At 35.5% G+C, this 21,192-nt stretch carries 19 protein-coding genes; all 19 read left to right on the plus strand.

Annotated elements, in window-relative coordinates; all coding sequences use genetic code 11:
* The first annotated feature begins 165 nt into the window (after nt 1-165).
* Nucleotides 166-1,317: a hydroxymethylglutaryl-CoA synthase gene (locus tag I586_RS00745; RefSeq protein WP_010765095.1), complete on the plus strand. Its 1,152-nt coding sequence runs from the start codon at nt 166-168 to the stop codon at nt 1,315-1,317.
* Between the two features lie 300 nt (nt 1,318-1,617).
* The gene (locus tag I586_RS00750; protein WP_010765094.1) at nt 1,618-2,010 is read left to right on the plus strand and encodes a MerR family transcriptional regulator; all 393 of its coding nucleotides are present in this window, start codon (nt 1,618-1,620) and stop codon (nt 2,008-2,010) included.
* Between the two features lie 448 nt (nt 2,011-2,458).
* Nucleotides 2,459-3,442 carry an aldo/keto reductase gene (locus tag I586_RS00755; RefSeq protein ID WP_010765093.1) on the plus strand — a complete coding sequence of 328 codons (984 nt, stop codon included), beginning with the start codon at nt 2,459-2,461 and terminating at the stop codon, nt 3,440-3,442.
* A gap of 148 nt (nt 3,443-3,590) precedes the next feature.
* Nucleotides 3,591-4,475, plus strand: coding sequence for a LysR family transcriptional regulator (locus tag I586_RS00760; RefSeq protein ID WP_010765092.1), 885 nt, complete (start codon nt 3,591-3,593; stop codon nt 4,473-4,475).
* Between the two features lie 114 nt (nt 4,476-4,589).
* Entirely contained in the window at nt 4,590-5,150 is a 561-nt protein-coding gene (locus tag I586_RS00765; protein ID WP_010765091.1) for a flavodoxin, read from the plus strand.
* Nucleotides 5,129-5,542: a cupin domain-containing protein gene (locus tag I586_RS00770; protein ID WP_010765090.1), complete on the plus strand. Its 414-nt coding sequence runs from the start codon at nt 5,129-5,131 to the stop codon at nt 5,540-5,542. The genes I586_RS00765 and I586_RS00770 overlap by 22 nt, the downstream gene beginning before the upstream one ends.
* 23 nt (nt 5,543-5,565) lie before the next feature.
* Nucleotides 5,566-5,880, plus strand: a complete 315-nt coding sequence (locus tag I586_RS00775) for a carboxymuconolactone decarboxylase family protein (protein ID WP_010765089.1) — start codon at nt 5,566-5,568, stop codon at nt 5,878-5,880.
* A gap of 43 nt (nt 5,881-5,923) precedes the next feature.
* Entirely contained in the window at nt 5,924-7,078 is a 1,155-nt protein-coding gene (locus I586_RS00780) for an MFS transporter (protein WP_010765088.1), read from the plus strand.
* The gene (locus tag I586_RS00785; RefSeq protein ID WP_010765087.1) at nt 7,075-7,812 is read left to right on the plus strand and encodes an SDR family oxidoreductase; all 738 of its coding nucleotides are present in this window, start codon (nt 7,075-7,077) and stop codon (nt 7,810-7,812) included. The genes I586_RS00780 and I586_RS00785 overlap by 4 nt, the downstream gene beginning before the upstream one ends.
* Before the next feature lie 192 nt (nt 7,813-8,004).
* Nucleotides 8,005-8,691 carry an alpha/beta hydrolase gene (locus I586_RS00790; RefSeq protein ID WP_010765086.1) on the plus strand — a complete coding sequence of 229 codons (687 nt, stop codon included), beginning with the start codon at nt 8,005-8,007 and terminating at the stop codon, nt 8,689-8,691.
* A 278-nt stretch (nt 8,692-8,969) separates the two neighbouring features.
* Nucleotides 8,970-10,211: a sugar ABC transporter substrate-binding protein gene (locus tag I586_RS00795; RefSeq protein WP_010765085.1), complete on the plus strand. Its 1,242-nt coding sequence runs from the start codon at nt 8,970-8,972 to the stop codon at nt 10,209-10,211.
* A gap of 116 nt (nt 10,212-10,327) precedes the next feature.
* A complete protein-coding gene (locus tag I586_RS00800; RefSeq protein WP_010765084.1) occupies nt 10,328-11,212 on the plus strand; it encodes a carbohydrate ABC transporter permease in 885 nt (294 codons plus the stop codon).
* A gap of 12 nt (nt 11,213-11,224) precedes the next feature.
* Nucleotides 11,225-12,055: a carbohydrate ABC transporter permease gene (locus I586_RS00805; RefSeq protein ID WP_010765083.1), complete on the plus strand. Its 831-nt coding sequence runs from the start codon at nt 11,225-11,227 to the stop codon at nt 12,053-12,055.
* A 46-nt stretch (nt 12,056-12,101) separates the two neighbouring features.
* Nucleotides 12,102-14,249, plus strand: coding sequence for a glycoside hydrolase family 3 N-terminal domain-containing protein (locus I586_RS00810; protein WP_010765082.1), 2,148 nt, complete (start codon nt 12,102-12,104; stop codon nt 14,247-14,249).
* A 14-nt stretch (nt 14,250-14,263) separates the two neighbouring features.
* Nucleotides 14,264-17,566: a GH36-type glycosyl hydrolase domain-containing protein gene (locus I586_RS00815; protein WP_010765081.1), complete on the plus strand. Its 3,303-nt coding sequence runs from the start codon at nt 14,264-14,266 to the stop codon at nt 17,564-17,566.
* 13 nt (nt 17,567-17,579) lie between these two features.
* Nucleotides 17,580-18,551, plus strand: coding sequence for a LacI family DNA-binding transcriptional regulator (locus I586_RS00820; RefSeq protein WP_010765080.1), 972 nt, complete (start codon nt 17,580-17,582; stop codon nt 18,549-18,551).
* Between the two features lie 218 nt (nt 18,552-18,769).
* The gene (locus I586_RS00825) at nt 18,770-19,198 is read left to right on the plus strand and encodes a MarR family winged helix-turn-helix transcriptional regulator (protein ID WP_010765079.1); all 429 of its coding nucleotides are present in this window, start codon (nt 18,770-18,772) and stop codon (nt 19,196-19,198) included.
* Between the two features lie 69 nt (nt 19,199-19,267).
* Entirely contained in the window at nt 19,268-20,173 is a 906-nt protein-coding gene (locus I586_RS00830) for a magnesium transporter CorA family protein (protein WP_010765078.1), read from the plus strand.
* A 311-nt stretch (nt 20,174-20,484) separates the two neighbouring features.
* Nucleotides 20,485-21,192: a GntR family transcriptional regulator gene (locus tag I586_RS00835; RefSeq protein ID WP_010765077.1), complete on the plus strand. Its 708-nt coding sequence runs from the start codon at nt 20,485-20,487 to the stop codon at nt 21,190-21,192.

Below are 21,192 nucleotides of genomic sequence, written 5' to 3' on the forward strand. Positions count from 1 at the left end.
AATATACCATGCTTTGTGAAAAAATAATACTCTATAAATCAGAATAAAAAAACTTCTGAAATTCTTTAACAAATTTTAAATTATCCTTTTTTCTACCAAACTTACTCGAATTTATGATAAATTATACTATGTAGTGAATGAGAATAATGATAGAGGAGATAGAAAATGAACGTTGGCATAGATAAAATAAGTTTCTTTGTTCCACCATATTATGTTGATATGACTGATTTAGCATTAGCAAGAGAGGTAGACCCCAATAAATTCCACATCGGAATTGGACAAGACAAAATGGCTGTTAATAAAAAAACACAAGATATCGTGACTTTCGCTGCAAATGCTGCAAAAAATATTTTAACAGATGAAGATAAAAAACAAATCGATATGGTGATTGTAGGGACCGAATCAGGAATCGACGAGTCAAAAGCTTCTGCGGTGGTTTTACACCGTTTGTTAGGTGTTCAACCTTTTGCTCGCGCATTTGAAATGAAAGAAGCTTGTTATGCTGGAACAGCCGCATTACAATATGCACTGGCTCATATTAAAAGTCATCCACAAAGCAAAGTATTGGTGGTTGCTTCAGACATTGCTAAATATGGAATAGCTTCAGGTGGTGAACCTACACAAGGAGCAGGAGCGGTGGCAATGCTTGTTTCAGCTGATCCCAAAATTCTACAATTGAACGACGATAGTGTGGCATTAACACAAGATATCTATGATTTTTGGCGACCAGTTGGATATGAATATCCTATGGTGGATGGGCAATTATCTAATGAAACATACATCCAAGCTTTTCAAAAAGTATGGGAAGAATACCAACATCGCAACCAAAAATCAATTGCTGATTTTGCTGCTTTAGCGTTTCATATTCCGTATACAAAAATGGGTAAAAAGGCTCTACTTGCTACTTTAGAAGATGAATCATCCAACGAGCAAGAGCGTATTTTAACTAAATATGAAGCAAGTATTGTGTATAGCCGACAAGTTGGGAATTTGTATACAGGTTCTTTATATCTAGGGCTAATTTCATTGTTAGAAAATAGTGAATTAAAAGTTGGTGATCAGATTGGTTTATTTAGTTATGGATCAGGTACTGTAGCGGAATTCTTTAGCGGTACGCTTGTTGAAGGCTATCAAAATCAGTTGCTTACCATGCTTCATCAAAAACAATTAGCTGAACGAAAAGGATTATCCATTGCTGAATATGAAAAGATGTTTAATGACCGTTTAGATATAAATGAAGATAGTGATTATGAGGATTCACTTCTGTATAGTATCACTTCTATTTCTAATACGGTTAGAGCATATAAGGAAAATTAATTGATTCGAATGAATTAGACGTTTAACGATAATTTAAGGTGCAGTGTATTTACTAAGTAGATACATTGCACCTTTTTCGTTTTGAAGTGGTCACAATAAAAGATACTTGTAAGTATGAGTGCAAATGAAAAAGACAGGTTGTTGTGTCTTAGTAAACAGTTAATAAGGCTTGTCTATTAGCTATATAATTGGTTTAAGTGAAATCCAAGTCAATAAGAAAGTTTGTAAAAGGGAACAAATTTGTTTTATAATAAAAAGATGAGTGAGATATTTTTAAGAGTTCGCAGAGGAGGAAAAAGCTTGAATATAAAGAAAGTAAGTGAACTAAGTGGAGTATCTGCAGACACAATCAGATATTATGAACGAATTGGGTTGATCCCACCTGTGAAACGTAACGATAACGGGATTCGTAATTTTGATGAGGAAGATTTACGCTGGATCGTTTTTAGCAGACAAATGAGAAATGCGGGCTTATCTATTGAATCCTTAGTGGAATATTTAACCTTATTTCAAGTGGGAAATGAAACAGTTCCTGCTCGTAAAGAAATTATTGCCGACCAAATTGTGGAACTGAAAGAAAAAGCATCAGATTTAAATACAGCGATTGAGCGGTTAGAGTTTAAACTAGCCAATTATGACGAGCATATGATTCCTGCTGAAAATGCATTAAGAGAGTTTAAGAGGAATAGATAATAGAACATGAATGGCTTTTAAAACGTCCTTTCTTCTAAAATTATTTTAGAAAAAGTCTGATTTAAAAGCTTTTTAATTTATTTTAACAAATTTCTTGACTTGGAGTGAACTTCAAGCGCTAAACTGTTGTTGTTAGTAAAAAAGCTGTTCATTTAGTCGGTACCACGCTTGTATTAACTAGCTATGTGGGTGAGTTACTAAGCTTTACTGGTCCTAAGAGCAAAACACTAAGGATTGAAAGTTTTGGAAAAAAGACAAAAATTGATTGTGGCAAAAAGCATCATAGTCAATTTTTGCTGTTTTTCAGTTACGCAGAGGAGGGAGACTACGTCGATCAGTCAAAATGCACAGAAAAATCAGGATGAATAAATTTCAAAAACGGCATTAAATTGTATCAGTGACGTATTACCCGAAGAAAACGAAAACTAAAAATAGAGGAGGAAATACAATGGAGTATGTAAAATTTGGCAATACAGGAATGGAAGTTTCAAGAATTTGTTTAGGAGCAATGGGTTTTGGTGATCCGAATAGTGGCTTTCATGAGTGGGTTTTAGAAGAGGAAGAAAGTAAAAAAGTCATCAAGAAAGCATTGGATTTAGGAATCAATTTCTTCGATACAGCTAACGTTTATTCCTACGGAGCTAGTGAACGGATTCTTGGAAAAGCATTGAATGAATACGCAAATCGTGATGAAATCGTTGTAGCTACTAAATTATTCACTACAATGAAAAAAAATGTTCCAAATAGTGGTGGACTGTCAAGAAAAGAAATCTTCCATCAAATTGATGCGAGTTTAGAGCGTTTAGGGATGGATTATGTTGATTTATATATTATTCATCGCTGGGATTACAATACCCCAATTGAAGAAACAATGGAAGCTTTACATGATGTCGTGAAATCTGGAAAAGTTCGTTATATTGGTGCTTCTGCAATGTTTGCGTGGCAGTTTGCTAAAGCACAAGCAGTAGCAGAAAAGAACGGTTGGACAAAATTTGTTTCTATGCAAGATCATTTGAATTTGTTATATCGTGAAGAAGAAAGAGAAATGTTACCGTTATGCGAAGATCAAAAAATTGCCGTGACCCCTTATAGTCCATTGGCTTCTGGTCGCTTAACTCGTGATTGGAGTGCCCAAACCAAACGTTTTGAAACAGACAAAATGGCGCAATCAAAATATGATAAAACGGCTGAACAAGACGGCATCATCGTTAAAAGAGTTGCTGAAATTGCGGAAAAGCGTGGCGTGGAGCGTGTACAAGTTGCATTAGCATGGTTGCTTCAAAAAGGACCAGTGGTTGCACCAATTATTGGCGCAACGAAAGAAAGTCATTTAACGAATGCGATTCCTGCTTTAGACTTGATTTTGTCTGAGGAAGAAGTACAGTTCTTAGAAGAGCCATATGTGCCACATGCCATTGTTGGTCATCAATAAATGGACAAGAAGATTTGTATACAAAACTACTAATTATTGGTGCAGCAGGTCAAATATAAAAAATGGTTACAGAACACAAAAAAGGGTTCTTTAGAGATACGTTCTGTTTTAATGTAAAATAAGCATATGAACATAAAGGAGAACCATTATGGAATTAAGAGAACTACGTTATTTTTGGACCGTTGCAGAAGAAAGAAATTTTTCTAAAGCAGCAAAAGTTCTGCATATTACACAGCCGACATTAAGCCGACAAATCAAAGAATTTGAAGAAAAATTAGGCACACCGCTTTTTAGTAGAGAAAAAAAGCAATTGACTTTAACTGAGCAAGGTTATTTTCTAAAAGAACGTGCGGCTGAGATCCTAATTTTAGCCGAACAAACAGAACGTGAATTTGAAGAGCAAAGCAAAGGATTTTTCAGCGGACATTTTTCAATTGGTTGTGTTGAAGCCGATAATTCAGATACGATGGCGATGATGTTAGAGGAATTGGTGAGCGATTATCCTCAAGTAACCTTTAATATTGTGTCGGGGACTAGTGATGATATTAGTGATAAGTTGGAAAAAGGAATGTTGGATTTAGCTATTTTATTAGAACCTATTGCTACGACCAACTTTGAAAAGATTGTTTTACCGAGAGAAGAAAAATGGGGTTTGTTAGTTTCCAATGATTCTTTTCTTGCACAAAAAACAGTTATTCAGCCTAATGATTTAGAAGGGATCCCACTATTAAGCTCAAATCGTTCAGAGGTTCAATTAATGCTTGAAAACTGGCTAGAGAAACCGTTAAATGCTTTAAATGTTGTAGGTACCTTTAACTTGATTTTTAACGTTTTTTCTTTAGTGGAAAATCGTGTAGGTTCTGCTTTAACGATTGAAGGGGCAACAACCAATGGGCAACACGATGAGCTGATATTTATCCCATTAGCTCCTGAAGTCAAAACAAATTGTGTTCTTGTTTGGAAAAAAAATCGGATTCAAACACCAGTAGTAAAAGAATTTATCAAACGATTCAATGATGCTTTTAAGGCATAGTAGATCAGTGATTTAGGCATTAGACGTGTAGAGAAACAGGTTGTATCATTTACTTGTAAGTAGATGGTAGAGCCTGTTTTTTTGTATAACTAAAGGATAAAAGAAGGTGATCAAATGACTGTAATTTTATATTTTTCTCGATCTTATGAAAATTTGATTGTTGGAAAGAAAGAGTATTTACGAGTAGGCAATACGAAAATCGTTGCGCAAAAAATTGCTAAGATACTCGATGCTGAAGCGCTTGAAATTATTCCACTAACAGCATATCCAAAAGTTTACGAAGAAGTGGTTACTCAAGCAGAACAGGAAAAAATAACGAATGAGCGACCAAAATATCAACCACTCTCGCTTAACTTAGTAAAACATCAAACGATTTATCTAGGCTATCCCAATTGGTGGGGCACTTTTCCAATGGTTGTTGCAACTTTTCTAGAGGAAAATGATGTATCAGGAAAAAACATTTATCCCTTTTGTACACATGAAGGCAGTGGAATGGGGAATAGTATCAGTGATTTACAGAAATTATGTCCTAATGCAACTATCCATGTTGGGTTACCCATTCGTGGGTCCAGAGTTGAAAAAGCAGATATCGCAATCAAAAATTGGTTACAACATAACCAATCAAAAGATAAATCAATTGGAGGAATAAAAAAATGGCAAAATTTGAAGAAGTAAAAAATGGTGTGATTTTTCCTGTAGGAGAAAAAAATGACGTATATGCGAAATACTTTATCGGTCAAAGCTATTTAAACAATTTAATTGCAGATCCCAAGCTCAGTGTAGGTGTAGGAAATGTCACCTTTGAACCTGGTTGCCGTAATAATTGGCATATTCACCATAATGGGTTTCAACTGTTATTAGTAACTGGCGGTGAAGGCTGGTATCAGGAAGAGGGCAAGCAAGCTCAATTTTTAACTGCTGGAGATGTGATTGTGACTCATGATGGTGTAAAACATTGGCATGGTGCAGCAAAAGATAGCTGGTTTGAGCATTTAGCTATTACAGCGGGTACACCAGAGTGGTTAGAACCAGTTACTGACGAAATATACAATCAATTAAAAAAATGAATAAGAGATGGGAGTCCTACCTAATGAAAAAACAAACTGCAGGCAGAGATCAATTAGGCGCATTTGCACCAAAGTTTGCGGAATTAAATGACGATATTTTATTTGGCGAAGTTTGGTCAAGAGAAGAACAACTTTCACCACGTGACCGTAGCTTAATTACTTGTTCAAGCTTATTAACCCAAGGCGTACCGCAACTAGAAGCTCATATGAAAATCGCCAAACAAAATGGTGTGACAAAAGAAGAAATGGTGGAATTGATCACGCATTTAGCTTTTTATACAGGCTGGCCAAAAGCGTGGTCAGCATTTGCTCTAGCAAAAGAAATTTTTGGAGAATAAAAAATACGGACTATCTTTTGCGTATCTTAAAGGAGACAACTCAGTGAATAAAACAACCAAGCTTTCGTTACTATCTGTGTCGTTACTTGTGGTATCAGGTGGCGCAATTGCTGCGAATATTCCAGTGATTATGATTGCATATCCGACTATCAATCCCACTCTAATCGAATTAATTACGACCATTCCCTCGTTGTTTATCATTCTGACAGTACCATTTAGTCATAGATTTGCTAAAAAATTTGGGTATAAGTTTTCTGTTCAACTAGGTATTATAATTGTATTGGTTGCAGGGATTTCCCCGATTTTCACATCGTCTTTTTGGCTTCTCTTTCTCAGTAGAATAATATTTGGTATCGGTGTTGGCTTATTTAATCCGCTACTTTTTGCCTTGGCTAAAAAACTATACCAAGGAAAAGAACGTTCGTCTATTATTGGCTTTCAAAGTGCATTTGAAGGGATTGGCGGGATGATCATCACATTTACCGTAGGTCAACTATTAAGAATGAATTGGCGTCTTTCATTTTTAGCTTACGGCTTAGCATTACCAATTTTTCTTCTATTTACATGGTTTGTTCCAAATGTTTCTCGAGAAACTGATGAAAATGAGTGCAAGGTAGAAAATGAAAGAATTCCCTCTGTGACATATGTTTACGTTGCATTATTGATTTTAGTTGTTACCATTTATATGTCGGTTACGGTGAAAATCACATCTTTACTGCTTGAAAAAGGATTTGGAAATGCGACAGATGGGAGTAATTTATTAGCGTTGGTTGGATTAGGCGCAATGATTGCAGGTGTCCTGTTTGGTTCAATCGTTTTAAGAACAAAGAAATGGACATTGCCGATTTCATTCTTTGTTTTAGGGGCATCCTTGTTTATGATTGCCCAGTCTAAAAATCTTATGTCAATCTCTTTTGCTGTAATCGTTTGTGGTTTTTCTTTTCGTACATTTATCCCGTATCTATTTAATGAGGTGAATCAAGAGAAGAACGGGAATTCGGAAAAAAGCACTTCTTTGCTGTTGATAGGATTCAATGTCGGTGCAGCGTTCGCTCCAGTTTCAATTTCATTATTCGGGAAACTTCTTCCGACGAAAGAAAATATGAACCTGTTCTTAGCAGAAGGAATAATTATGATGTTGTTAGCTTTTAGTACTCTAATGATCAATATAAAAACTAAAAAGGAGTCAAGTCTATGAATAACAATATAAAAGATAAAGTTGTCGTTATTACAGGTGCTTCATCTGGAATCGGAGAAGCAACAGCCCAACGATTGATTGAGAATGGTGCAAAAGTAGTTTTAGGTGCCAGAAGAGAAGAACGATTGAAAGAACTTGTCAAAAAGTTCGGTGATAATAGTACGTATGCCGTGACAGATGTTTGTAAACTAAAAGAGGTAGAAACACTTGTTCAAGTTGCGAAAGAAAAATTCGGAAAAGTCGACGTGTTATTTGCAAATGCAGGGATTATGCCAGCTTCAAATATGAGTGAATTGAAAACAAACGAATGGAATGACATGGTTGATATTAACATCAAAGGCGTGCTGAATTCATTAGCAGCAGTTTTACCAGAATTCACAGCCCAAAAATCAGGTCATGTGATTACAACAAGTTCTATTGCAGGACTCAAAGTCTTTCCCGGGAATAGTGTTTATACTGGAACGAAACATGCAGTACGTACCATTATGGATGGTTTTCGGATGGAATCCGCAATGGAAGGGATGAATATTCGCACAACAACTCTTTATCCAGGAGCAATTGCAACGGAATTGCTTGAAACGATTTCCACGCCAGAAGTAAAAAGCGGGATGGAACAATTCTATCAAATTGCCATCACACCAGATGCAGTAGCACAAACAGTCTTATTTGCTATTTCTCAACCAGAATCAGTCGCGATAACTGAAATGACGATATTACCTACAAAACAAGCGTAATCAGGATCATATTGCGTACAATAAAGAAAGTAGAACCGGTAAGGATTTATTTGCGGCTCTCTTTCTTTTTTGTCTCTATATACTAAATTTTTATTTAAATTTCCAGGAAAAGGAATGATGCTAAGGTGAATTCAATGTAAAATAGTATAAACAGTCACGATTAATGTTATTAATCAGAGAAAGTAGGACATTATGAAAAAAAGAGCGATATTGATTATCCATGGGTTCGGTGGAGATGAGAAAGAGATTCTCTATCTACATGATTTCTTAAAGCAAAGCAGCCTTGATTCGTTTTGGATTCAACTCACTGGGCATGATGGAAACAAAGAAAATTTTTCGAAAGTGACCTATGATCAGTGGCAGTTGGATATCGAAATGAAACTAGATGAATTAGAACAAATTTATGAGCGTATTACCTGTGTGGGTTTTTCGATGGGGGGCTTATTGACGATCCATGCAGCAGATAGAGAATCTATTGATCAATTTATTCTATGTAACACACCAATCTATCTTTATAACGTCGGAATCATAACCCAAGACATCGTAAAGGGGATAGCGTTAAACAAACAGGAGACACTGGGCTACTATTTTGATTCAACAAAAGAAATCTCAATTCATTCGTGCCTGCAGTTCTTATCGTTACTTAAAAAAACAAAGAAGAAAATAAAACGCGAAACACAAACAGCGTTGAATAAAAAAGTTCTAATTTTACAAAATAGACAAGACGAAACGACCTACTATAAAAGTGCTTATTTTCTTGCAAAAGCCATTAATGCAAAAGTTTCTCTAAAAATATATGAGAATGGTAGGCACCAGCTTTTCTTAGGTGAAAATAAAAAGTTTGCGGTGGAAGATATAAAACAATTTATTTTAAATTGATTATGGTAAGGTACAATTCAATAGTTGATCCTCATTCTAGGTTTCTCATCTAGTCAATGAGGATTTTTTTGTTAAGAAAAGAGCAAAGCTCGTCAATTTAAATAACGTATAAAGTGACCTTTTTGGTGAAACGTTTCTATCTATTAGAGCAGGCGTTCTGTTATACCAAGAGATTAATGCTGGTTAAAACGGAAAGAAAACGCTTGCTTTTGATTTGAATTGGGAATATAATCATTTTTGTAGAAACGTTTCACTAAATAATATTGAGGAGTGGAAGTATGAAATCATGGAAAAAGCTTTGCTTACTTGGAACAACATTATTTGCAACTGTAGGTGTGATGGCAGCCTGTTCTTCGGGAAATAAAGAAAGCGCTTCGGATGAATTGACGTTTTGGTATATGGGTGATGGTGATCAGGGAATCAAGCCGATTGTAGATGAATTTTCGAAAGAATCAGGAATCCAGGTCAAAATCCAGAGTATTCCGTGGTCTACCTCAAGGGATAAATTACTCACAGCAGTTGCTTCAAAAGAAGGTCCTGATGTTGTTCAAATGGGTACAACCTACATGAGTGAATTTGTTGATGCTGGTGCGTTGATGGATATTACAGAAGACGTAAAGAAAAGCGATGTTATGAAGTCTGATAATTTCTTTGATGGCTCAGTAAAGACAACGACATTTAATGACAAGAATTATGCTGTTCCTTGGTATACGGAAACTCGTGGATTGTATTATAGAAAAGATTTATTAGAAAGTGTCGGGTATAAAGAGGCGCCAAAAACATGGGACGAATTAGCTGATGCTGCAAAAAAATTAGCTGCTCGTGGGGATAATAAATATGGATTTGGAGTAGAACTCAAGGAACCAACATTTGGTTTTATGTTTGCCCGTCAAAATGGTTCTGAATTATTTGATAAAAAAGATCAACCATTATTTAATGAACCAGAAATGATCGATGCTTTAAAATTTTTGGATAAATTAGTACAAGATGGTTCTGCTCCTAAAACGGATCTAGGCTTAGAAATCGGTCAAAGTTTTGGAGGTGAAGGTGTTGTGCCAATGTTTATCAGTGGTCCATGGATGATTAACAGTATTAAAGATTCAGCTCCTGATATAGATGGAAAATGGGGTGTAGCTGAATTGCCAAAAGGTCCTGTAAACAATATGTCTGTAACAGGTGGAGCCAACTTAGCTGTTTTCAATAGCTCTAAGAAAAAAGAAGAGGCAATGAAATTGATCGAATATCTTTCAAAACCTGAAAATCAAACGAAATTTTTTGAAAATACAAATTCACTTCCAACGAATAAAGAGTCATGGAATGCGGATGTATTCAAAAATGATCCACTGATTTCAGTGTTTGGTAAACAATTGAACGAATCACAACCAATGCCGCTACTAAAACAATGGGATGAAATTTCTCAAAACTTTATGAAGCAATGGGAACAAGTCGTAGTTAGTGGCAAAAACCTCCAAGAAGCAATGGATGAATTAAATGAACAAACAGCAAGCTTGATTAAATAACTGTAGGGAGAGAAAGGAATAAAAGTATAGAACCGATCGTTTATTATTTCTTTGTTAAATGATAGATAGGGACTGATCTTTTATTCCTTTTATTGATTTGTAAGGAGGAAAGAAACATGAAAAAATCAAAATCACCTTATTTTTTTATTGCACCAGCAGTTGCTTTGCTACTTATTTTTTCGATCATACCGATTTTTATTGCGGTAACGATTAGTTTCACAGATATGAGTTTAGCTGGTTTGGCCGATTTTTCTAGAATCAATTTTGTTGGTTTTGACAATTACTTAAATATATTCAATGATAAAGTTTTTGGTCAAGCAATGTTCAATACCGCTTACTACGTCATAATTGGCGTCCCACTCGTCATTATTTCTTCTTTAGCATTGGCCATTATGATCAATTTTGGTGAGAATAAATTTTTCTCCTTTATGCGTTTAGTTTTCTATAGTCCATCGATCACAAATACCGTCGCTGTCTCTGTAGTTTGGATGTATTTGTACAATCCTACGATTGGCTTATTAAATCATTTATTATCTTACTTAAATATCGGCCCAATCATGTGGCTGACAGATCCAAGTACATCGAAACTTTCATTGATCATTATCGCAGTGTGGAAAGCAATTGGATTAAACATGTTGATTTTTCTAGCTGCAATCCAAGGTATTCCCAAAGAATATTATGAAGCTGCTGAAATAGACGGTGCGAATAAATGGCAACAAATTTTAAAGATAACAATTCCCTTATTAAAATTTTCAATTTTCTTTGTAACAGTAACAACACTGATCGGTTGGTTCCAATTCTTCGATGAACCGTTTGTCATGACGAAAGGCGGTCCATTAGATAGTACATTGTCTGTGGCATTATTTATTTACCAAAGAGGATTTCAATATAATAAATTTGGCTATGCAGCAGCAGGCTCTGTTATTTTATTTATTGCGATCATCATTGTGACCAGTATTCAAATGAGAATTCAAACAAAACAAAAAGAGAATGAAGGATAAGGAGGACATAATATGAATTCACATAAAAATGCTCAGATGAGTTTCAAACTTTTTATTGGCATCCTTTTAGGCGTTCTAGGTATTATGACGTTCTTCCCTTTTCTATGGATGATTTTTTCTTCATTCAAAACAAATGCTGAGATCAACCAGATCGTACCGAGTTTATTTCCTAAGAATGCAACATTTGATAACTTCAAAGAGTTGTTTCTCAGATTGAATTTTGGCACATATTTAAAAAATACATTAATCATTACAGCTTGCTCTTTTGTCGGACTATTATTAAATGCAATGGCAGGCTATGGCTTTGCTAAGTTTGATTTTAAAGGGAAGAATGGATTGTTTCTGATGGTTTTAGCAACAATGATGATTCCTGGACAAGTAACGATGATTCCTGTGTATTTATTACTGAACTCTGTAGGATTGACCAATACATTGATCGGGATTGTTTTGCCAGGTTTGGCAGGTGCGTTTGGGATTTTTTTATTCCGACAATTTATGAATACCATTTCAAATGAAATGCTTGAAGCTGCTCGATTAGATGGGGCTAGTGAATGGTACATTTTTTTCAAAATCATTTTACCTGTCAGTCGCCCGATTCTAGCTGTTCAAGGGATTTTAACCTTTATCGGTGGTTGGAATTCATTTTTATGGCCGTTGATCATTGCAAACGATGAAAAATATTATACGTTATCTGTCGGTTTGCAACTACTTCAAGGTCAACATGGAAATAATTATGCATTGCAAATGGCTGGGGCAACATTTATGGTCATCCCAATTTTGATTGTCTTTTCGATTTTTCAAAAGTATATTTTACAAGGCTTTAATGTTTCTGGTATTAAATAACCGCAATAAAATAAACCAAAATTAAAAAAAGAAAAGGTGGATGATGATGGAACAAAAACAATTGTTTGACTTACTAAAACAAATGACGGTAGATGAAAAAGTAGGTCAGTTACTTCAATTAGCAGCAGAATTTTATTCTGAAAAAGCAGAAGAAAAAACAGGACCTATGACAGATCTTGGGCTGAGCCATGAGGATATCAACAATGCAGGAACAACACTTGGTATTTCTGGTGCAAAAGAAGCGATTCGTGTGCAAAAAGCGTATATGGAACACAATCGATTAGGAATCCCAACGATTTTAATGGCAGACATCATTCATGGTTTTCGAACAATTTTCCCGATACCCCTTGGCTTAGGAAGTTCATGGGATTTAGAAGCAGCCAAAAAAGTAGCAGAAGTTTCAGCAAAAGAAGCAGCAGTTTCTGGTTTACATGTAACATTTTCTCCTATGGTCGATTTAGTTCGTGATCCTCGTTGGGGTCGTGTGATGGAGTCAACAGGAGAAGATCATTTCTTAAACAGCCGCTTTGCTGAGGCATTTGTTAAAGGGTACCAAGGAGAGGACTTGAAAAATGACTTTTTTAGAGTCGCAGCTTGCGTGAAACATTTTGCCGCCTATGGTGCGGCAATTGGCGGACGAGATTATAATACGGTCAATATGTCTGAAAGGCAATTACGAGATAGTTATTTACCTGGTTATAAAGCAGCGCTTGATGCTGGAGCGAAATTAGTGATGACGTCATTTAACACAGTTGATGGCATTCCTGCTACAGGAAATAAATGGTTGTTTAGAGATGTATTAAGAAAAGAATTTGGGTTTGATGGTGTCGTGATTTCTGATTGGGGCGCTATAATCGAATTGATTCCCCATGGTATTGCACAAGATAAAAAACAAGCGGCAGAGCTAGCGATCAAAGCTGGCGTTGATATAGAAATGATGACAACCTGTTATACGGAAAATCTAAAAGAATTGATTGAGGAAAAAACAATTGATGAAGCGATTCTTGATGAAGCAGTTTTAAGAATTTTAACACTAAAAAATGACTTAGGTCTGTTTGAAAATCCTCACAGAGGAGCAGATGTCGCTTTAGAAAAAGAAGTTGTTTTGTCGAAAGAACATCGTGAAATAGCAAAAGATGTTGCAAAAAAATCGATGGTATTGCTAAAAAATGACTCTATTTTACCATTATCCAAACAAGAAAATATTGCGCTGATAGGACCAGCCGCTGATTCACATGACGTTATCGGGGTTTGGTCTTGGCAAGGGAAGAAAGAAGAAGCCGTTTCATTAGCAGAAGGCGTTCAGCAACTTGGTGCTGAATATCTAATTGGAACAGAGACTTTTGATTATTTTAATCCAAGCGAAGCTGCGATCACTGAAGCGATTGCATTAGCACAAAAAGCAGATACAGTCGTTTTAGCACTTGGGGAAGAAGAGTGGATGAGCGGTGAAGCATCAAGCCGTAGTGATATACGTTTGCCTCAGGCCCAACTAGATTTATTCAAAGCAGTTCAAGCTGTTAACGAGAATGTAATTGTAACGCTTTACAATGGTCGTCCGTTAGATTTGCAAGGAATCGATTCAGCAAAAGCGATTGTTGAAGCGTGGTTTCCTGGAACCGAAGCGGGCACAGCGCTAGCCGATATTTTATATGGAGAGTACAATCCAAGTGGTCGTTTGAGTATGTCATTTCCAGAAACAGTCGGGCAAGTTCCTGTTTATTATAATTATGATAATACTGGTAGACCATATAAACCAGGTGATGAAAAATATGTATCGAAATATTTAGATGTTTCCAATTTTGCGAAATATCCTTTTGGTTTTGGTATGAGTTACAGTGACATTACGTATAAAGATCTTAAACTAAGTACGAATGAAATGACAAGCGATGAAACAATTACCGCTTCCATCACATTAGAAAATCAATCTGATATAACTGGGCAAGAAACAGTACAATTGTATATACGAGATCAAGTTGGTGAAGTTGTTCGGCCAGTAAAAGAACTAAAAGGTTTTGAAAAAATAACCATAAAGGCACATGAGAAAAGGACTGTAGAATTTACAATTACAGAAGACCTATTACGGTATGTTCACAGCGATCAATCAGTTACGAGCGATGCTGGAATATTCGACATCATGATTGGTGCAAATAGCAGAGATGTCGAAACAGCTACAGTCAAATTAGTGAAATAGATAGGAAGAGTGAGATGACATATCAAAAACGAACAATTGAAAATGGCGGAACAGTGTTCTCATTTTTAGAAACGGGAGATCTATACGAAATTTTATCTGGCTCGATCATGGTAAATCAACTTCACGGTAATCCGCTGGATGGAAGTTGTAATCAACTTTATTTACGAGTACATGATCAAAATGGTATTCAAACAGCCCCAATGATTGGTTCAAACTCAGCGAGCACATTTTATATCAACAAAAATCAAGCAACATGGTCTGGACAGTTCTTAGGTATAAACTACCAAGTTGATTTTCAAATCAGCGAAACGGGTGTCTGGTTTTGGCAGGTTAACCTAACGGGTTCTGGTCAAAAAGTGGATGTGTTATACGGGCAAGATATCGGCAACGCCACAAAAGGTGCAGTGCGATCAAATGAAGCGTACATGTCACAATATGTGGACCATCATGTTTCAAAAGAAGAGGGATCGATTACGATTTCTTCTCGTCAGAATCAGCCACAAGATGGCAATTTCCCTGTAGTCGAACAAGGGAGTTTGAATTCATTAGTCGCTTTTTCTACAGATGGGTATCAATTTTTTGGTCGCCAATACAAGGAGACAAATCAAGCACAGGCATTAAAGCAAGATTTTCTAGCAAATGAAGTGTATCAATATGAGTTTGCGTATATCGCCTTACAAACTCAAATGTGTATTGTAAGTGAAGAAACCAAAATCGTTTTTTATGGTACAACCATCAAAAATCAAAGTACAGTAATTGAACACCCGTTGCTATCAAAAGTAGAGATAAAAAAAGCCTATGATTCCTTAAATTGGGAGGACAGGGTTAAGGCGGGAAGTGAGAGTTTCAAAAATTTAGGAGAACCGATCACGGGGGAACCTTTAACGGATACAGAGCTGGATGACTTATTTCCTAAGCAGGAACAAGTGGAGAGAATCAATGGAAAAGTTGCTTCTTTCTTTACTGACGATTACCACCACGTGGTATTAAAAGAAAAAGAAATTAATATGGAAAGAGCGCATGGACACATTTTACTAAGTGGTACAGAATTGGATGTAGAGCAACCAGAATTAAGTACAACGGTTTACATGTATGGTCTTTTTAATTCTCAAATTGTTTTAGGCAATACATCGATGAATAAATTAATGAGCAATAGTCGTAACTCTTTAAATATCATGAAACAATCCGGCCAAAGAATCTATATCAAAATGGGAGAGCAGTGGCGAATATTAACGATGCCATCTGCATTTGAGATGGGATTAAACTCTGCTACGTGGTATTATAAATTAGAGAATGATATAATCATTGTGAGAACATTCACGTTGAATGACACAAAAGAAATCCGTATGGAAGTAAGTAGCCAAAATGGAAGAAAATATACTTTTGCCATAACCAATCAGCTTGTTATGAATGCGGACGAAGAAGAGCCGGCATTTAACGTAACAGAAGGAAATGGACTGATCAAAGTCACAGCAACAACAGATTCAGTTATCCACGAAGAATATCCAGATTTAACTTATTATGTTTCACTAGATAAGCCTTTTGAGCTGACTGATGAGCGTTTGTTTTTATCCAGTGTTTCGGAGGAAACGCTAACTCTTTTTGTTGTTGAATCTCAAGCAGCATTTTCTATGCGGATTCAAGCCAACATGACGGGTGCGCCATTTCAAGACACAATGACTACTTATGAAAAAGAAAATCATGATTTCTTAGCTTTTGTAAATGGTTTGTTAAATAACTTTGAACTGACGCATCAAACGGAACCTGTTGAATCAATGAACAGTTTATCCCGTTGGTACACACACAATATGTTAGTCCATTACCTTTCGCCTCATGGACTGGAACAATACGGCGGAGCTGCCTGGGGAACGAGAGATGTGTCTCAAGGCCCAACAGAATTTTTCCTAGCTGTGAATAAACCGGAAGTTGTGCGATCCATCCTAAAAAATGTTTATGCAAATCAATTTAATGATGATGGAAACTGGCCACAATGGTTTATGTTTGATCGTTATGAAAAACAAAAAGCGGATGAAAGTCATGGCGATGTAATCGTCTGGCCGATGAAAATTGTAGCGGACTATTTAACGAAAACAAAAGATTTTACTATTCTTGATGAAGAAATTCCGTATACAGATCGGAAAACCTATGGAAAAACAGAGAAGACTGTTTCCTTGTTTAATCATGTGAAAAAAGAAATCCAATTCATTGAGGATAATTTTTTAGAGGGAACCTATCTCTCTTGTTATAGTGACGGCGATTGGGATGATACGCTACAACCATATGATAGTAAATTGAAAAAATATATGGCCAGCAGTTGGACGGTAGCATTGACGTATCAAGTAATCAAAAAATTATCTCAGTTATTAGTAGAAGTCGACAGTGCTTATGGAAAACACTTAGCAGAACTAGCGACGAATATCAAACAAGATTTTGAAAATTATATTTTATCGACTGACACGATTCCAGGATTTGTTTATATGGAGGATACGGAACATGTGGAATTTATGATCCATCCAACAGACAAAAAAACAGGAATTCAGTACCGTTTATTACCAATGACACGGAGTATGATCGCTGAATTACTAACAGTAGAACAAGTCCAACAGCATTATGCTATCATTAAGGAACATTTACAATTTCCTGATGGGGTTCGTTTGATGAATCGCCCTGCTACTTATCAAGGTGGGGTGAGCACGAACTTTAAACGGGCGGAGCAGTCTGCAAATTTCGGACGGGAAATTGGTCTACAGTACGTCCATGCGCATATTCGTTTTACTGAAGCCATGGCAAAACTTGGAAAAGCAGATGAAACATGGCAAGCATTATCTATCATTAATCCTATCCAAATAAGAGATCATGTGCAAAATGCAGAAATCCGTCAGGCAAATGTCTATTTTAGTAGTTCTGATGGAGATTTTAAAACGAGATACGATGCGCAAGCCAATTTTGATCAACTGAAAACAGGAAGTGTTGGAGTAAAAGGTGGTTGGCGGATCTATTCTAGCGGCCCAGGCATCTATATGAACCAATTGTTAAGTAATGTTTTAGGGATTCGTGAAGAGAAACATGAGGTGATTTTCGATCCGATTTTGCCTATAAAATTAGACGGATTAACAATGAAGTACAAAATAGCCGATAAAGAGGTGCGGATTGTGTTTCATTTAGATGGTCAAACATCAGCAGTCCTTGCAAATGGCAAAGAGGTTTCCTCAAAACGAGAGCAGAATCCTTATCGTCAAGGAGGCTATATTGTTTCACTTGCTGAACTTACAGCTTGTTTAGGGGAAAAAGAAAACCAAATAGATATTTTTTGTTAGGAGATGAGCATTCATGGTAGGAATTAAAGAAATTGCAAAAAAAGCAGGGGTGTCGATATCAACTGTTTCTTATGCATTAAATGGCAGTCCAAAAGTTACTGAAGCAACTCGGGCAAGGATCCAAGCGATTGCAGATGAATTGGACTATGTTCCTAACATGGCTGCTCGTACGTTGAAAAGACAGCAAACGAACATAATCGGTGTTTACCTTGCTGATTATGGTGGAAGTTTTTATGGCGAACTATTAGACGGCATAAAAAAAGGATTGGAAGCACAAAACTACGAAATGATCGTTTGTAGTGGGAATAAATCGCATCTATTTATTCCTGAACGAATGATCGATGGGGCGATCGTATTAGATTGGACTTTCAAAAATAAAGAAATCGAACAATATGCGGATCGAGGACATTATTTAGTCATTTTAGATCGTTTGATTACACACGAAAATGTGCGCAAAGTTCTTTTGGATAATAAAGGTGGCGCTACTCTTGCTGTTGAAAAAGCGGTTGCTTGTCAAACGAAGAAATTATATTTGATTTCAGGTCCAGAAAAAAGTTATGATGGTCAGGAACGGCTAAATGCCAGTATCAAAGAACTAGAACGCTTTGATGTTGACTATGCTATTATTTCTGGAGATTTTACAGAACCTTCAGGCTACAGAGCGGCTAAAGAGATCATGGAAAAAGAGCCAGTACTTCCGTTAGATATTTTTGCGTTGAATGATGAGATGGCAATTGGTGCGTATAAATATTTTAAAGAAACGCCTTACCAAATCGGGCAAGACATTCGCTTGATTGGGTTTGACAATATTGATATCAGTGCTTTTATTCAGCCAAGATTAGCGACGATTTCTTATTCTAAACATCGATGGGGCATGTTGGCTGCTGAAAAAATCATTCAACTGATCGCAGGAGAAGAAACCGAAGATGATCATATTTATACCAGCTTTATCGATGGTCTATCATTTCCTGAATGGGAAAATTAGACGTCAATTACAAGAAACTTATTTCAGATAAATTCTGCATGATTCTATGAAATAAACATCTTAATAAAATAAGTGAAATCCTTGATAGTCTGACGACGAATCAAGGATTTTTTTGACAACTAGAATCGACGTATTTTCGATTCTTTAAGATAGACTATATTAAAACAGTTGTAAATTAAAGTGTTTTATATTAAACTATTAAGGACGAGGTGATAAGAATGATTTCAAATCGAGATAATATATCAGAAAAGGTTTATTTGCTCAGTATGTTCCAACAAAATTATGTAGTCTCAAGTTTAAGGAAGCTGCATTTAAATAGTCTACAAGCCCGTAGTCTTAGTTATATTTTTCATCATCCAGGTACAATTCAGCGGGAAGTAGCGGATTATGTTGGGAAAAAACAAGCAACGCTCACAAATGTTTTAAAAGGATTAGAAGAACGGAATCTTGTTTACCGTGAAATACCTAAAAATAATGAACGACAGAAAAATATTTTCCTTACAGCTGAAGGGAAGCAATTAGTTGGTCAAGTAAACATTATTTTTGATCAGTTGGATGAAAAAGTTCGTAATGGGTTAACGAAAGAAGAACAAACACAACTAATGATCAATCTTACAAAAGCTGAAAAAAACTTTAAAGAATATTGAGTATATTCTTTCTAGTGTAACTAGTATTTTCAAGCTATGTACAGAAGTGTTTTTAGAGGGGGATTTTTTATGATAACAGAAAAAAAATTTAGTAACGACGAAAATGTATGGATCAATATCAATTCAGATCAGGTTTCAACTGATTCAGATTTATATAAACAATATGGGATCGATACAGAGATCATTTCTTACGCATTAGATAAAAATGAACGAGCACGGATCGAATATGATAATGAATTGGAAACGTTCATCTTAATCTACAATGTTCCTAGAAAAGGCAAGAACAATAATCATTACGAAGCAATTCCCATGACATTTTTGATTAAGGATAAACGCTTTTTAACTATAACAAATAGTGAAAATATGTATATTATTCAATATATGGAAAACTATTTAGAAAAAAATTCAGAAGTATCACTATTCAAATTTCTTTTTTCTAGTTTGTTTATCATTACAGATAAATTTTTCCCTGTGATCGAAGAAATGGATCGAGAAAGAAATCATATTAATGCTATGTTGAAGGAAAAAACAACAAAAGCCAATTTACTAGCGTTATCGGATGTGGAAACTGGAGTGGCATACTTTATCTCTGCCACAAAGCAAAATACTGTCTTGCTAGACCAAATAAAAACAAATACGGTATTTCGAACGTTAGATGAAATTGAAAAAGAGCAATTAGAAGATACACAGATTGAAGCAAGACAACTGGTTGAAATGGCTCAATTGACAGCTCAAGTTTTGCAACAATTATCGGGGACGTACAACAATATCTTGAATAATAACTTAAACGATACAATGAAAATATTAACGATTCTTTCTATTTTGTTAACAATCCCAACGATTGTAACTGGATTTTTTGGCATGAATATGCCTTTGCCTTTGGAGCATAATATTTTAGGTTGGGTAATTGCAATCGGAATTAGTTTGATTGGCTGGTTTGGTTTATCTTTTATTTTACGTCTTATTTTAAAATAACAATTATGAAACAACAGTGTTAGAAAGATTTACTTTCAGCACTGTTGTTTTTCGACTATTTTCAAAGTGTATCGAATGATCCTATTAACAAACACAAGAATGAAATAACTATCGACTATATAACAATGATAGTTATTGTTATAAAAAATAACAATTAAAACTAAAATGAGTAAAATAGAAATATCCACAATAATAGAGCGTATATATCCTAAAAATTATTTTTTCCGACATTTTTTTTGCAAATTTAACTTGTAAAAATTATATTCATGTGCTATTGTTATGACAATAAGATATAGACGGAAGGTGAAACAATGAATGATAACAGACTGCCCTTATATATTCAAATCGCAAACGATTTAAAATTTAAGATTCATTCTGGAGAATGGGAAGTTGAAGATCAGATTCCAACTGAGTTTGAATTATGTAATATCTATGATGTCAGCCGTATCACGATTCGAAAGGCAATTGATCAATTAGTAAACGAGGGTCTGTTATACCGCAAACGAGCAGTTGGGACATTTGTTCAATCAAAAGAAGTAGAAGTCAAAGAAGTAATAGTGAAAAGTTTTACTCAAGAAATGAATGATCTTGGTCGTAAAGTGCATACATTAAAAGCACGGATAGAAAAAAAAACTGCATCTGCTAAGATTGCCAATTTTTTAAATATTAAAGAGGGAGACCCCGTTTTAAATTTACAACGAGTCTTCGGAACAGAAGATTTAGCATTTGCTTTTTTTGATACTTATTTTACGTTTGAACCAAATTTTTCAACGGATGCTAAAGAGTATTATGGTTCGTTTTACGAGTATTTGAAAACGTTTGATATTGTTGTTGATTCGATCAAAGAATATGTAGAAGCGATTGAACCAAGTGAACAATTAATCGAAGTACTAAAAATCAACGAGCACACCCCGATTTTAAAACGAGTAAGAATTACGCAGCAATTAGGAAAAGAATTTCACGAGTATTCTGAGTGTTTTTACATAGGTAGCGAGTATCGTTATTATGTAGAGGGCTAA

Source organism: Enterococcus moraviensis ATCC BAA-383, assembly GCF_000407445.1.
Classification (GTDB): Bacteria; Bacillota; Bacilli; order Lactobacillales; family Enterococcaceae; genus Enterococcus_L; species Enterococcus_L moraviensis.